Source organism: Bacillus nitratireducens, from assembly GCF_036320425.1.
In the GTDB taxonomy this organism is placed as follows: Bacteria; Bacillota; Bacilli; order Bacillales; family Bacillaceae_G; genus Bacillus_A; species Bacillus_A nitratireducens.
Map to the genome: position 1 here is coordinate 173,385 of NZ_JAUMJO010000003.1, position 15,293 is coordinate 188,677.

Genomic DNA, 15,293 nt, shown 5'->3' on the forward strand with positions numbered 1-15,293 from the left:
GATTGGTGTGGGCTAATAATCAGCGGGGTAAAGCCTTCCCACTGATTAAAGTTTCACTTTATTTTAACTTTAAGAATGATGGTGATTTTTTTATGTTGAAAGTAAAACGTCCATTTGATGCCTATTTAGATGAAATGAATAAAATTACAATTTTGCTCCCGCATGCGTATGGAACAAGCCGGACATTTCGTTTACAAGAAGGAAGCAATTTGAAAGAATTGCCGATTGCTCATACTATTGCTCTTCCAGATGCAACGAAGTATGAGTGCTTTATAGAAGAGCCGCTAGATGTGGGGAAATATTATACAGTACGAGATGAACGGAACGAAGAAACAGATTTACAAATAGGCGCTGTGATTCGAACAGCAATTTTCGATGAAAAGTATTATTACGAAGGTACAGATTTAGGTGCTGTGTATCAAAAAGAAGTGACGATATTTAAAGTATGGGCTCCAACTGCAAGGCTTGCAAAAGTAAGAATTTATAAAAGTGATAAAGAATATATCGATTATGAAATGTACAGAGGAGAAAACGGAGTTTGGACTCATACATTACAAGGCGATTTAGCCGGAGTAAAATATACATTTCTCGTATGTATTAATTTAATATGGAATGAAGCAGTGGATCCTTACGCAAAATCAGTGACTGTAAATGGGAAATACGGCATTGTTATCGATTTGGAAAAGACGAATGTAACAAAACGACAGGAATTACCACCATTACAGTCAATGACAGATGCCATATTGTATGAACTGCATATTCGTGATGCTACTATTCATCCAAACAGTGGAGTGAATAATAAGGGAACATATAAAGGGTTGATAGAAGAGGGGACAACGGGACGAAATGGGACGTTAACGGGATTATCTCATATAAAAGATTTAGGTGTTACACATGTTGAACTATTACCTTTATATTGTTTCGGCGGTGTAGATGAGGCGAATCCTGCTTCCGCATATAATTGGGGTTATAATCCATTATATTACAATGCACCAACAGGATTTTATGCTACAACCCCCTCTGATCCGTACAACAGGATAGTAGAGTGTAAACAACTGATTGAAACATTTCATGCGTGCGGCATCAGGGTAATTATCGATGTTGTATATAATCATGTTTATGAAAGAGAGCTATCATCATTTGAGAAGCTTGTCCCGGGATATTATTTTCGTCATGGTGAAGATGGTATGCCTTCTAATGGGACGGGAGTTGGAAATGATATAGCATCTGAACGGAAAATGATGAGGAAATTTATTCTAGAATCTGTTTTATATTGGCTTACTGAATACAATGTTGATGGATTCCGATTTGATTTAATGGGAATTTTAGATGTTGAAACGATGAATGTGTTAGAAAAAGAAGTGCGAAAAATAAAGCATGATGCGCTGTTATTAGGTGAAGGATGGGATTTACAAACACCACTTCCTCTTGGAGAGAAAGCTACGTTAAATAACGCGAATAAAATGCCATGTATCGCGCAGTTTAATGATCAATTTCGTGATGGAATAAAAGGAAGTACTTTTAATATAAATAAACGTGGCTTTGCATTTGGTGGGCATGTAGACTGTAATCATTTGCAGTATATAGTAGCTGGTAGTCTTTTAAGTATGAAAGAAACAGGATTATTCCTAGAGCCAATGCAAAGCATCAACTATGTAGAATGTCATGACAATATGACGATGTGGGATAAACTAGTGCAGAGTAATCCAGAATCAGAAGAAATTTTGAAAAGACGTCATCGATTAGCAACTGCAATAGTTATTCTTTCGCAAGGGATTCCTTTCTTACATGCAGGGCAAGAATTTTATCGTACGAAGCAAGGAAACGAAAATAGTTATAATGCAAATGATGAAATCAATCGATTAGATTGGGAGCAAAAAGAAACAGAGATGGAGACCGTTAATTATATAAAAGGTTTAATCGCGATTCGGAAGGAGCATGGGGCATTCCGATTAAAAAGCGCTGATCTTATAAAAAAGCATATGACTTTTTTGCAAACATCAAAAGAAGCACTTGCATACCATTTGCAAAATGTAGAATCTTTCGGACCGTGGAAAGAGATTGTTGTGTTATTCAATAGTGGTTTGCAAAATGAAATAGTCGAGCTTCCAAAAGAAGAAACGTGGCATGTGATAGTAAACGAAAAGCAAGCAAAAACACAGCCAATTTCTTCATTTAGAGGAAAGGAACTTGAAATGGCTCCAACTAGCACGTATATATTGGCGATAATGTGACAAATCGCTACTTGACGGTGAGAATGTAATAAATGTAGAATTGACAAAGGTGACGATTTTGATAAGTTGTCATTCTATGAGTGATTTTGTAAAATAAACTAGAAGAGCAGGGGATTTATCCTGTTTTCGGCTTATGCCAAGTTTTCTTTTCATTCAACTACAGTAAAATATATGAATCCACAACATGTGTAGAAATGTTGCGGTTTTTCTTTTCATAACTATAAAAGATAAGGATTTGTTAACGGGTAATGAATATGGAATGGTTGGAACAATTATTAGGAAAAGAGTGGAGTCTTATACCGGCTGGTGGAGTAACGGGCGATGCATATATTGCGCAAAACGGACAACAAAAGTTATTTTTAAAGCGGAATACATCGCCCTTTTTAGCGGTATTGTCAGCAGAAGGAATTGTTCCAAAATTACTTTGGACAAGAAGGGTAACGAACGGTGATGTAATTTCTGCGCAAAAATGGCTTCCGGGACAGAAGTTAGAGCCAGAGGATATGAAACTAGAACGTGTTGCGAAACTTTTGAAGAAAATACACTCCTCTAAAGCGCTTGTGCAGATGATTCAAAGGCTAGGAAAGCAGCCGCTTCATGCGCAAGAGTTATTACAACAATTACAACTTGTTTTAAGAGGAGATATAAGAGTTGATGAAACAATTCAGCAAGGTCTTCAATATTTAACAGAGTCATTAAAAGATATTGAGTACGATGAATTCGTTGTATGCCATTGTGATGTAAACCATAACAATTGGATATTGTCGGATGAAGATGAATTGTTTTTAATTGATTGGGATGGAGCTGTGATTGCTGACCCAGCTTTAGACCTTGGTATGTTATTATATTGGTATGTTCCGCGTCATGAATGGAGTGAGTGGCTCGGATATTATGATGTTGAACTAGATGAATCATTGCTTAGGCGTATGAGATGGTATGTTATAGCACAAACGATTTTATCTATTCAATGGCACACAACAAAAAAGCAGCAAGCAGAAGCTAAATATTGGCATCAATATTTACAGCAACTACTTGCTTCAGAATAATACTTAAGAAAAATTGTCCATTCCAGCAATCCACTGAGTAAGTTGTTCTTGATTATTGGAAATATGGTTGTCCAAATTAGAGGAAGATTTACCCGATTGACTATAAGAATATACATCGTTTAGCATTGCTTTAGCGTCACTACTTATACTATCGTTTGCGAGTAACGATTGAATGAGGCGCTCTAATTGCTCGCATTCAGAAACTGTCCCGCAGCAATCACTTTGATGGTTGACTAAAATATCTTTTAACACTTCTAATTGATGCTGTTGATTAATTGGCATGAACGGATCATCCTTTCGAGTGTTTTTCTCTCACTGGAAATGTAAGAGAAAAAGCTGTTTCGTCATGGAATGTTTAATGCTTTATGTAGTTTTTATCAAAATGGTACATCTTATACTTGAAAGAAACGGACCGAGTGCTCGTACGTGCTTGGTTTTTTGTTTGATAGATTGATTAAAACAGAAAGAAGGAATTTTTCCTTTAAAATAGTTTTGTAAAGAGAGGGAGACATCTATGCGTTTAAGACATAAACCTTATGCAATGGATCGAATTAATGAATATTCACATATCGTAATCGGAAACCCAGAAGAGCGCGCTGGTAACTGGAAAGAAGTATTTGGAAATGAACAACCAATTCATATTGAAGTAGGTACAGGGCGTGGCCGCTTTATGTATGATATGGCAAAAGCGAATCCACATATTAATTATATTGGAATTGAAAAATTCACAAGTGTTGTTGTAGATGCACTTGATAAATTAATTGAAGAAGAATTACCGAACTTAAAGTTAATTAATAAAGATGCTGAAGATTTAAAAGTTTTCTTTGCAAAAGGTGAAATCGACCGCGTTTATTTAAACTTCTCAGATCCATGGCCGAAGAATCGTCACATGAAACGTCGTTTAACGTATAAAACGTTTTTACGCAATTATGAAGAAGTGTTAGTAGAGGGTGGAGAAATTCACTTCAAAACTGATAACCAAGGCCTATTTGAATACTCTCTTATGAGTATGGCTGAGTATGGTATGTTATTAACTTACCTTAGCCTAGATCTTCATAATAGTGATTATGAAGGAAACATTATGACAGAATACGAAGAGAAATTCTCTAGTAAAGGTCATCGTATTTATCGAGTTGAAGCGAAATATCGCACAGAACCTATGCAGTAATGCATAGGTTTTTTTGTAGCTAAAACAATCAGAATTTTATGTTAATATTAAAAAGAAAGGGGGATGAAAGATGGAACATTTACAAATTGGAAATATAAAAGTGACATGGCTAAAAGGTGGGAATACACATTTAGATGGAGGTGCAATGTTTGGAGTTGTGCCGAAAGTACTTTGGTCACGCAAATATCAACATAATGATACAAACCATATTTATTTACGAACAGATCCGTTACTTTTGCAAACGAAAGAAGGAAACATGCTTATTGATTCTGGAATAGGAAACGGTAAGTTAAATGAGAAAATGAAGCGAAATCAAGGTGTAACAGAAGAATCATCGGTTTATGAATCGTTAGAAAAACTGGGTCTAAAGCCTGAAGATATTCATTACGTCTTAATGACGCACCTTCATTTTGATCATGCATCTGGTTTAACAAGGCGGGAAGGAGATCACTTTGTGCCTACGTTTCCGAATGCGAAAGTTTACGTAAGTGAAACGGAATGGAATGAAATGAGGAATCCAAATATTAGATCGCGTAATACATACTGGACGGAAAATTGGGAGCCGATTGTAGATAAAGTTGTTACCTTTCAGCAAGAAATAGAAATTACGGATGAAATAAAAATGGCGCATACGGGTGGTCATAGTGATGGACATGCCGTTGTCGTCCTTGAAAGTCAGGGTGAAACGATGCTTCATTTAGCAGACATTTTACCGACGCATGCACATCAAAATGTATTATGGGTAATGGCCTACGATGACTATCCAATGACATCGATTGAACATAAACAAAAGTGGATGAAGTATGGTGCTGAGAAAGAAGCATGGTTTACGTTTTATCATGACGCGTATTACCGTGCAGTAAAGTGGAATGAGGAAGGGCATATCGTAGAAAAAATAGAGCGAAAAACGAGTATAGAAGCTTAAAAAGAGGAGGTTGTTCCAGAATGTTTGTTGGAGCAGCCTCTTTTTTTATTGTCGGCGATTAAAAAAATAAGAGGTTCACCTAATGGGAACCCTCCTTTTTATGCTGCTATAACCTCTAAAACAGTGCCTGTTTTAGCATCAACTAAAAATTCAAATCTTTCTTGTATATCATCTAACATCGTTGTAAGGCCACCGCGATACACTTCGTATGCGACATCATATTTTTCAAATGTCTCTGGAACCATATGTACCCAAGAGCCAGTAATTTCACCTTTATGACTTAATGCTTGTTTCACCATTTTCAATGCTTTTTCTGAAGAAATATGGGATTGTTCTTGCACTTTGTTTGCAACGAAATAACCAGCTGCGAACCCAACGCCAAGACCTGCTACTAAACCTTTCCAGCTCATATATTCACCTCAATTCTGTAAAATAAAAATAGTGTACCGATAATAATTATAATGCAAACGCAACTAAAAAAGAAGAAACTAGAAACATTTCGAAAATTTCGTTACAATAAAAGAGGTATTCTACTAAGGTTTGAAAGAAGGGGACTTCGTGAATAAAGAGACATTACAATTATTTCGTACGTTAACAGAATTACAAGGTGCATCAGGTTTCGAACATGATGTACGCCGTTTTATGAAGCAAGAATTAAGCAAATATGCGGATGAAATTGTACAAGACGGTTTAGGTAGCGTATTTGGTCTGAAAAAAGGGGACGAAACTGGCCCACGTGTTCTTGTAGCAGGTCATATGGATGAAGTAGGTTTCATGGTTACGCAAATTACGAAAAACGGAATGCTTCGTTTTCAAACGTTAGGCGGCTGGTGGAGCCAAGTGTTATTAGCACAGCGCGTACAAGTTATGACAAAGAATGGTCCTGTTATTGGGGTTGTTGGTTCTATTCCTCCTCATTTATTAAGTGACGCGCAACGTGCAAAACCGATGGATATAAAAAATATGTTAATTGATATAGGTGCAGATAGCTATGAAGATGCGATTGAGATTGGTGTAAAACCAGGACAACAAATCGTGCCAATCTGCCCGTTTACGCCGATGGCAAATGAAAAGAAAATTATGGCGAAAGCTTGGGACAACCGTTACGGATGTGGCCTTGCAATCGAATTACTAAAAGAGTTAAAAGACGAAACTTTACCAAACACATTATACTCTGGTGCGACTGTACAAGAAGAAGTTGGTCTTCGTGGTGCACAAACTGCTGCAAATATGATTCAGCCAGACATTTTCTATGCGCTTGATGCAAGTCCAGCAAACGATGCGTCTGGTGATAAAACGCAGTTCGGTCAATTAGGAAAAGGTGCTCTTCTTCGTATTTATGACCGCACAATGGTAACTCATAGAGGAATGCGCGAATTCATTTTAGATACAGCAGAAACACATAACATTCCGTACCAATACTTTATTTCACAAGGTGGTACAGATGCAGGCCGTGTACATACAAGTAACTCTGGTATCCCATCAGCAGTAATTGGTGTTTGTGCACGCTATATTCATACACATGCTTCTATTTTACATGTTGATGATTATGCAGCTGCGAAGGAACTAATTACGAAGCTTGTGAGAGCCACGGACAAAACGACGTTAGAGACAATTAAGAATAACGCGTAAAGAGGAAGGGTGAAAAACCCTTCTTTTTTTAGGTTGAATAGATGACCCAGCGATGAATGGGCGCAGTCAGTGCCTAGTTGGTGCTCGAGCGATGTATTAAGACTGCGGGTAGGAAGAGAGAGGAAGGTTGGTTTTGAGTTCGAGGACGGTAATGTTGAGGGAAGCCACCTTCTTTTTTAGGTTGAATAGGTGACCCAGTGGTGAGTGGTAGCGGTCAGTTTTTAATAGATGCTCGTACCACGTATAAAGGGTGGTTTTATTAAGACGAAAAGATGAATTTTATAGAGGTGAACAAAATGAAAGTAGTAGTTGGATCGAAGAATAAAACGAAGGTTGGTGCTGTGGAGAAGGTTTGGAAAGATGCTGAAGTTACATCTCTTTCTGTTCCATCAGGAGTAGCAAACCAGCCTTTCTCAGATGAAGAGACAATGCAAGGAGCGGTAAATAGAGCGAAGCGAGCGCTGCAGGAAGGAGAAGCTCAAATCGGTATTGGGCTAGAAGGCGGCGTAATGAAAACAGCGCACGGTTTATTTATGTGTAACTGGGGCGCGCTAGCGACAAGTGATGGGAAAACATTTGTTGCTGGCGGGGCACGTATTAAGTTACCTGACGATTTTTTAGCACCTCTTGAAGAAGGAAAAGAGCTAAGTGAAGTGATGGAAGAGTTTGTAGAGCGAAAAGATATTCGTAGTCATGAAGGTGCTATCGGTATTTTTACAGATGATTATGTCGACCGAACTGAATTATTTGTACACGTTGTTAAGTTACTTGTTGGGCAATATAAGTATGATGAAAAGCAAGCATAAACCTTGCACCATGCGCGATGTATGGTAGTATAAAGAAAAGATTATAGTGTAAAAAAGTGCACTCGTTAGAGGAGGAAATATAGATGAAATCATTAGAAAGCATGGAACAATTCCAAGAATTAAAAAATGAAGAGAATGTAGTCTTCATGTTCTCAGCAGAATGGTGCCCAGATTGCCGTTTCGTTGATCCATTTATGCCAGAAGTAGAAGAGAAGTATAGTGATTTCTCATTTTACTATGTAGATCGTGATGAGTTTATTGATCTATGCGTGAAATTAGACGTATTTGGCATTCCGAGCTTTGTAGCGTACAATAAAGGTGAAGAAACTGGACGCTATGTAAACAAAGATCGTAAAACACAAGAGCAAATCGAAGAGTTTATTGAAGGTTTAAAATAAGACAATTAGCCAATTGAATTGTAAAAACAACCTCTACCTTCGCGGGGGAGGTTATTTTTTTGGAAGGGAGGAAAAAGAGATGAAAATGACAAGTAAAAAGATGAAAGACGAGTTAATGAAGAAATTATCTCGACCAGAATGGAATTTTCATTATGATAGCGAGAAAGAAGTTCTTCGTATTGAACAAACAGACTCGAAAAAAGGTATTAACGTATCACTTCCAGGAGTAGTAGCAAAATGGGAAGTGAATAAAGAAAAGGCGATTGAAGAGGTCGCTTATTACGTACAAGAAGCGCTAATTGCAATGCATAAAGAAGAAAATAGCACGGCGAAAATTTTACCTGTTATTCGCTCTACTTCTTTCCCGAAACAATCAGAAGAAGGAAATCCGTTTATTATGACGGACCACACGGCGGAAACACGTATTTACTATGCGCTAGATTCTAATAAAACGTATCGATTAATTGATGAGCGTTTATTGCAAAAATTAGAGCTTACAGAGCAACAAGTACGTGAAATGGCATTATTTAATGCTCGCTCATTAGGTTATGAATTTAAGCAGGACACAGTAGCAGGTAATACATTCTACTTTTTAAACACAAATGATGGGTATGATGCGACTCGTATTTTAAACGAATCGTTACTACAATCGATGCGTGAAAAGATCTCTGGTGACATGGTTGTGGCAGTTCCTCACCAAGATGTATTAATTATTGCTGATATCGTCAACGAAATCGGTTATGATATTATTGCACAAATGACAATGAAATTTTTTGCCGAAGGGCATGTTCCGATTACATCACTTTCATTCGTATATGAAGATGGGGACTTCGAACCAATCTTTATTTTAGCGAAGAATCGGAAGAAGACAGATGGAAAAGAGAAAGGATGAACGAAGTGAACGTTTTTTACAACCTTGAAGGAATTGGTGACACTTTAATTGTTACCTTACAAGATATTACTTTAGAAAACCGTACATTTGACCGCAAAGGAGATGTTGCTCGTGTATACGATCGTGAAAGCAACGTAACAGCAGGATTCAACATCTTTAATGCATCTTCTTATGTGGAAGTAACAGATAACGGAAACGTTACATTAACGAAAGAGTTTGTTGAAAAAATTAACGGAATTTTAGCGAAGAATGGCTTTGAAGAAAAAGTAGAAGCTGATTTTACGCCGAAATTTGTTGTAGGCTATGTAGCTGAAAAAGAGAAGCATCCAAATGCTGATAAATTAAACATTTGTACAGTAGAAATCGGTACAGAAACATTACAAATCGTATGTGGTGCACCAAACGTTGATGCAGGACAAAAAGTTGTCGTTGCAAAAATCGGCGCTGTAATGCCAAGTGGTATGTTAATTAAACCAGCTGAACTTCGCGGTGTTCCTTCTTCTGGAATGATTTGCTCTGCACGTGAATTAGAGCTTCCAGACGCTCCACAAGAAAAAGGTATTCTTGTATTAGAAGACAGCTTTGAAGTTGGACAAGAATTTAAATTTTAATTGATATAAGAAAAAGTAGTCTCACAATATGTGGGGCTATTTTTTTATGCGAAATTCTTAGGATTGTAACGTTTCTCTTCAAAATCTATATTGTATTTTGAAAATGTATTAGGTAAAATTTAGAAAAAAGAAGGGGATAGACGTATGAAACAACAACCAAAAATTGCAGAACTTCTGAAACGAATTGAAACTTCAAAACAGCAAGATATCGAGTTAGGTTCCTATGAAATTTATTTGTTTAGCGAAAGTGAATTAGAAAAAGGGCAAGTCGGTTATCGATATGATAAACATAAAAATTCATTAATAAGTGAAGGGAATGGGAAGTGGCAAGAAGGATGGATTTCGATCGGATATGAAACGGATATGGGCGATCCAGTTTTCGTGAATGTGGATGATGACGTTTATCCGGTTTATACTGCAGAGCGTGGTACAGAAACGTGGCAGCCTGTTTATATTGGAAGTATGGATGAGATTATACAACAATTATAAGAAATACTTTGAGTCCGGTGCAAAGTGATGGGAGAGAAGCATGAAGTATATAAAAATAATGAGCATGATTGCATTCATTGGAATATATATGGGAGGTTGTTCGCAAGAAGAGCCGAAAAAAGAAACAACATCTTCTGTACAACAAAAAAACGATGATAAAAAGGAAGACGCACCGGTAGAAAAGCAGCAAGAAGAACCGCAAGCAATTCAAACGAATAAGCAAGTGGAACATAAGCAGGAGGAAGTGCCAGCCGAGGAAAAGAAAGAGGAAACTACGCCAGTGCAGCCAACTGAACAACCGCTGCAAAATAATGAGCAAAAAGTAGAGAGTAATGAAAAACAAGGAAAGTTTCTTGTCGTTATTGATCCAGGGCATCAACAAAAAGCGAATTTAAATTTAGAGCCGATTGGACCAGGAGCAGCGACGCAAAAATATAAAGTGACAGATGGTACAACTGGTGTTGTAACGAAAAAGAGGGAATCAGTTCTTGTATTAGAAATGGCTTTTCTATTGAAAGAAAAACTGGAAGCAAAAGGTATACAAGTGTTGATGACGAGAACGGCTCATGAGGTTGATATAAGTAATAAGGAAAGAGCGACATTTGCGAATGATCATAAGGCGAATTTATTTTTACGTCTTCATGCAGACGGTTCTGAAAACCAAAACCAAAGTGGGTTCGCTGTATTGACGCCAGCAGAAGGAAGTCCATATACGAAAGAAATTTATGCGGAAAGTCTTCAAATCTCTCAAACAATTATAAACAAAATGAGGCAAAATCATCAGGTGAAAGTAAATGGAATTAAATTTCGGGATGATCTTTCTGGATTTAATTGGTCAAAAGTTCCGGGAGTACTATTGGAACTTGGATTTATGTCAAACCCTGAAGAAGACAAAAAATTATCTGACCCACAGTATGTAAATTCTTTATTGCAAAGTGTAACGGATAGTGTGGATGAATATCGGAAGAGTAAAGATTAAACGGGGTCTTACATGTAAGACCTCGTTTTTCATATAGAAAAACAATCGCGAATTAGAATATTATGGATAAAACTAATATGCTTAATTTTACCTGCACTTTTTGCCGAATGCTGATACAATAAAGGATGTTACTATTTAGTAGAAAGAGTGGTAAACATGTTAGATTGGATGAAAAAGCTGTTTAACAAAGAGGAAGAAAAAACAGTGATGAATAAAGAAGTACCGGCACAAATTGAAAGTCAGCCGAAAATTCCTCGTGTAAACCACTACACTGAAGCAAGAGAAGCACAAATGGCAAGTCGAAATGCAGGGAAATGCCGTTTTCCATTAATACCGGATAATGGGTTCGATGAAGAGGATGTAAGAGAAATAGAGCACTTTGAAGAACGACCTGTTCAAGTAGTAACATATGAAGAGCCGTCTGCTCAAAGCGGAATAAAAGTGGAAAGAAGCAGACGACTATATGTGGAAAAAGCAGTTCCTACATATGAAGAGCCGGAATTGCAATATGAACAGGAACAAGAGCCTATCGTAAAAAAAGCATCCGTCCCATCAAAAGAAAGTAACCGTAGACCATTTCGTCCAACAGAGATGATTTCGCCGATTTATGGATATAATCGTCCTTCAGTAGAAAAGAAGGTTGTACAGGAGGAAGAAAAGGAAAGAGAAGATCTTGAAATATCCATTGAAGGAACATCAGTTGTGGACGCATGGTTAGAGAAAAAGGGCTATACATTATCCGATTTTTCAGCAGGCAAAAAAGAAGGTTCGTCTAATAAGGAAGAACTGAACGAACAAACACAAAAAAATAGTGAAGTAAAAGAAAAATCGGTTGTGGATGCATGGTTAGAGAAAAATGGTTACGAGGTTGAGAGTCAAGTTCCTTCATTAGAAAAAAGCCAGAGTGATCAGTTGCTTCATAAAACTGTAGGACAGTTGGAAGAAGAGGATACAACTGTACAAGCCTTGCAGCAAGAACAAGATGTAGTGGAGTTATCGAATAAAGAAAATAACGAAGAAACTCTACAAGAAGAGTCAATAGATTCTAAAGTAGAGAACGTGGAAACAATATTACGAGAAGAAATTGAATGTAGTACAGAAATAGAAGAAACTGTTGCTGAAGTTGTAGCAAATCAAGTTGAAGAGGAATCTTCAGAAGATGTAGTAATTGTAACAACAGATGAAAAGCTTCAAGAAACAATCACTATAGAAATACCAGATGCTTTTGAAGAAGAATTAGAAGAAGCAACTGAGGAAGCAGCAGAAGAAGTTGTGGAATTAGAAGCAACTGAGGAAGCAATAGAAGAAGTTGTGGAATTAGAGAAATCTGAGGAAGCGACAGAAGAAGTTGTGGAATTAGAGAAATCTGAGGAAGCGACAGAAGAAGTTGTGGAATTAGAGAAATCTGAGGAAGCGACAGAAGAAGTTGTGGAATTAGAGAAACCTGAGGAAGCAGCAGAAGAAGTTGCAGAATTAGAAGAAGCTAAGGAAGCGACAGAAGAAGTTGCAGAATTAGAGGAAGCTAAGGCAGCAGAAGAAGTTGTGGAATTAGAGAAACCTGAGGAAGCAGCAGAAGAAGTTGTGGAATTAGAGAAACCTGAGGAAGCAGCAGAAGAAGTTGTGGAATTAGAGGAATCTGAGGAAGCGACAGAAGAAGTTGTGGAATTAGAGAAACCTGAGGAAGCAGCAGAAGAAGTTGTGGAATTAGAGGAATCTGAGGAAGCGACAGAAGAAGTTGCAGAATTAGAAGAAGCTAAGGAAGCGACAGAAGAAGTTGCAGAATTAGAGGAAGCTAAGGAAGCAGCAGAAGAAGTTGCGAAGTTAGAGGGTACTAAGGAAGAAGAACCAATTTCTCAAGAAACAGTAATTGAAGAAACAATGAATACAGATTTAGTGGAAAATACACCAGTTGCAGGGCAACCAGTGATTTCTCAACAAGAAACAATTACGTTCAAGGAAGAAAGTGAAGTATTCGTACCAATTTCAGAAACGGATGAGCAAACAAAGAAAGATGTTCAAAACTTTGCGAACGTTTTAATTGAAGAAGCGGAAGAAAAGAAGCAAGTTGCTGAAGAACAGCCTGCTTTACAAATAGAAGAACCGAAACGTGAGAAAAAACGTCATGTCCCATTTAATGTTGTCATGTTAAAGCAAGACAGAAAGAAATTAATGGAAAGACATGCGGCAAGAACGAACGTAATGCAATCAACTGCCAGTGAACGAGTGGAAGAAAAGCCAGTGCAGCAAGTGGTAGTAGAACCACAAGTGGAAGAAAAGCCAGTACAGCAAGTGGTAGTAGAACCACAAGTGGAAGAAAAACCAATGCAGCAAGTGGTAGTAGAACCACAAGTGGAAGAAAAGCCAGTGCAGCAAATGGTAGTAGAACCACAAGTGGAAGAAAGTCCAGTGCAGCAAATGGTAGTAGAACCACAAATGGAAGAAAAGCCAATGCAGCAAGTGGTAGTAGAACCACAAGTGGAAGGAAAACCAATGCAGCAAGTGGTAGTGGAACCACAAGTGGAAGAAAAACCAATGCAGCAAGTAGTGGTAAAGCAAGTACAAGAGCCAATTTCAAGTACGGAAGTACAAGAGAAAGCATATGTTGTAAATCAAAGAGAGAACGATATGCGAAATGTATTGCAAACACCACCAACATACGCCATTCCACCATTAACATTGCTATCGGTTCCGCAGCAGGCAGCGTTAGATAATACAGAATGGTTAGAAGAACAGAAAGAATTATTAAATACGACATTTAATAATTTCCATGTTGGAGCACATGTTATTAATGTGTCACAAGGTCCAGCTGTAACTCGTTTTGAAGTACAGCCAGATCCGGGTGTGAAAGTAAATAAAATTACAAACTTAAGCGATGATATTAAGTTAAGTTTAGCTGCAAAAGATATTCGTATTGAAGCACCGATTCCAGGGAAAAGTGCGATTGGAATTGAAGTTCCGAATAAGGAAAGTAAGCCAGTATTTCTTCGTGAAATTTTAAGAAGTCCTGTATTTACAAAGAGTGAATCACCGCTTACAGTTGCGCTTGGACTTGATATTTCAGGCGATCCAATTGTAACGGATATTAGAAAAATGCCACACGGACTTATTGCGGGTGCAACTGGTTCAGGGAAAAGTGTGTGTATTAATGCGATTTTAACAAGTATTTTATATAAAGCGAAGCCGCATGAAGTGAAGTTAATGTTAATCGATCCGAAGATGGTTGAGCTTGCACCATATAATTCTGTTCCACATCTTGTAGCACCTGTTATTACTGATGTAAAAGCAGCAACAGCTGCGCTAAAGTGGGCAGTTGAAGAGATGGAACGTCGTTATGAATTGTTTGCGCATGCTGGTGCTCGTGACTTAACTCGTTACAATACGATTGTAAGTGGGAGAGAAATCCCAGGTGAGACATTACCTTATATTGTAATCGTCATTGACGAGTTAGCGGACTTAATGATGGTTGCTCCTGGTGATGTTGAGGAAGCGATTTGTCGTATTGCACAAAAAGCTCGTGCTTGTGGTATTCACTTATTAGTTGCGACGCAGAGACCATCTGTAGACGTTATTACAGGTTTAATTAAATCAAACATTCCAACGCGTATTGCGTTTACAGTATCATCTCAAGTTGATTCGCGTACGATTATCGATATTGGGGGCGCGGAGAAATTACTTGGCCGTGGTGATATGTTATTCTTAGGAAACGGTACGTCTAAACCGGTTCGTGTACAAGGTGTATATGTATCGGATGATGAGATTGAGAAAACAGTTGATCATGTGAGAAAGCAAATGAAGCCGAACTACTTATTTAAGCAAGAGGATTTATTAGCGAAAACAGAACAAGCTGAGTCGGAAGACGAATTGTTCTTTGATGCATGTCAATTTGTTGTAGAACAAGGGGGAGCGTCCACATCTTCTGTACAGCGAAAATTCCGCATCGGTTATAATCGCGCGGCACGTCTAATTGAAGAGATGGAATCGCAAGGGATTATTTCTGAAGGAAGAGGAACGAAACCGAGAGATGTCCTTATTTCTGAGGATGAATTCGCTGCTATGCAGGAAACAAATGTATAGTAAACGGTTTTGCTGTATACTAATAGAAAATGTTGGATA

General features: G+C 37.8%; 14 protein-coding genes. 12 read left to right on the plus strand and 2 right to left on the minus strand.

Going from position 1 to position 15,293, the window contains the following annotated elements:
* The first annotated feature begins 92 nt into the window (after positions 1-92).
* Together pulA and Q3V31_RS12780 are read left to right on the plus strand one after the other, a co-directional pair.
* Positions 93-2,234, plus strand: coding sequence for a type I pullulanase (pulA, locus tag Q3V31_RS12775; RefSeq protein ID WP_000921712.1), 2,142 nt, complete (start codon positions 93-95; stop codon positions 2,232-2,234).
* Positions 2,235-2,482: 248 nt separating this feature from the next.
* The gene (locus tag Q3V31_RS12780; protein WP_002077574.1) at positions 2,483-3,280 is read left to right on the plus strand and encodes a phosphotransferase family protein; all 798 of its coding nucleotides are present in this window, start codon (positions 2,483-2,485) and stop codon (positions 3,278-3,280) included.
* Positions 3,281-3,283: 3 nt separating this feature from the next.
* On the opposite strand, the gene Q3V31_RS12785 is transcribed toward Q3V31_RS12780, so the two are convergent.
* Positions 3,284-3,562, minus strand: a complete 279-nt coding sequence (locus Q3V31_RS12785) for a YtzH-like family protein (RefSeq protein ID WP_001122236.1) — start codon at positions 3,560-3,562, stop codon at positions 3,284-3,286.
* A gap of 232 nt (positions 3,563-3,794) precedes the next feature.
* Between Q3V31_RS12785 and trmB the strand changes: the two genes are divergently transcribed.
* Positions 3,795-4,448 (plus strand): tRNA (guanosine(46)-N7)-methyltransferase TrmB, encoded by a 654-nt coding sequence (gene trmB, locus Q3V31_RS12790; RefSeq protein WP_001239377.1) that lies wholly within the window; start codon positions 3,795-3,797, stop codon positions 4,446-4,448.
* A 70-nt stretch (positions 4,449-4,518) separates the two neighbouring features.
* A complete protein-coding gene (locus Q3V31_RS12795) occupies positions 4,519-5,373 on the plus strand; it encodes a YtnP family quorum-quenching lactonase (protein WP_000400673.1) in 855 nt (284 codons plus the stop codon).
* 98 nt (positions 5,374-5,471) lie between these two features.
* On the opposite strand, the gene Q3V31_RS12800 is transcribed toward Q3V31_RS12795, so the two are convergent.
* On the minus strand, positions 5,472-5,783 hold the full coding sequence (locus Q3V31_RS12800; RefSeq protein WP_000118537.1) for a PepSY domain-containing protein: 312 nt from the start codon (positions 5,781-5,783) through the stop codon (positions 5,472-5,474).
* Positions 5,784-5,931: 148 nt separating this feature from the next.
* Here Q3V31_RS12800 and Q3V31_RS12805 point away from each other — a divergent pair, with 148 nt between their 5' ends.
* From Q3V31_RS12805 to Q3V31_RS12840, 8 genes are all read left to right on the plus strand, one after another.
* Complete coding sequence (locus Q3V31_RS12805) at positions 5,932-7,005, plus strand: M42 family metallopeptidase (RefSeq protein ID WP_001031515.1); 1,074 nt, start codon at positions 5,932-5,934, stop codon at positions 7,003-7,005.
* 296 nt (positions 7,006-7,301) lie between these two features.
* A complete protein-coding gene (locus tag Q3V31_RS12810) occupies positions 7,302-7,811 on the plus strand; it encodes a DUF84 family protein (protein WP_000869947.1) in 510 nt (169 codons plus the stop codon).
* Between the two features lie 83 nt (positions 7,812-7,894).
* Complete coding sequence (locus Q3V31_RS12815) at positions 7,895-8,209, plus strand: thioredoxin family protein (RefSeq protein WP_000838192.1); 315 nt, start codon at positions 7,895-7,897, stop codon at positions 8,207-8,209.
* Between the two features lie 79 nt (positions 8,210-8,288).
* The gene (locus Q3V31_RS12820) at positions 8,289-9,101 is read left to right on the plus strand and encodes a DUF1444 domain-containing protein (protein WP_000784610.1); all 813 of its coding nucleotides are present in this window, start codon (positions 8,289-8,291) and stop codon (positions 9,099-9,101) included.
* Positions 9,098-9,712 carry a YtpR family tRNA-binding protein gene (gene ytpR, locus Q3V31_RS12825; RefSeq protein ID WP_001006781.1) on the plus strand — a complete coding sequence of 205 codons (615 nt, stop codon included), beginning with the start codon at positions 9,098-9,100 and terminating at the stop codon, positions 9,710-9,712. The genes Q3V31_RS12820 and ytpR overlap by 4 nt, the downstream gene beginning before the upstream one ends.
* A 144-nt stretch (positions 9,713-9,856) precedes the next feature.
* Positions 9,857-10,201 (plus strand): hypothetical protein, encoded by a 345-nt coding sequence (locus Q3V31_RS12830; RefSeq protein ID WP_016130354.1) that lies wholly within the window; start codon positions 9,857-9,859, stop codon positions 10,199-10,201.
* A gap of 40 nt (positions 10,202-10,241) precedes the next feature.
* The gene (locus Q3V31_RS12835; protein ID WP_329765388.1) at positions 10,242-11,180 is read left to right on the plus strand and encodes an N-acetylmuramoyl-L-alanine amidase; all 939 of its coding nucleotides are present in this window, start codon (positions 10,242-10,244) and stop codon (positions 11,178-11,180) included.
* A gap of 156 nt (positions 11,181-11,336) precedes the next feature.
* Positions 11,337-15,254 (plus strand): DNA translocase FtsK, encoded by a 3,918-nt coding sequence (locus Q3V31_RS12840; protein ID WP_329765389.1) that lies wholly within the window; start codon positions 11,337-11,339, stop codon positions 15,252-15,254.
* Positions 15,255-15,293: the final 39 nt, after the last annotated feature.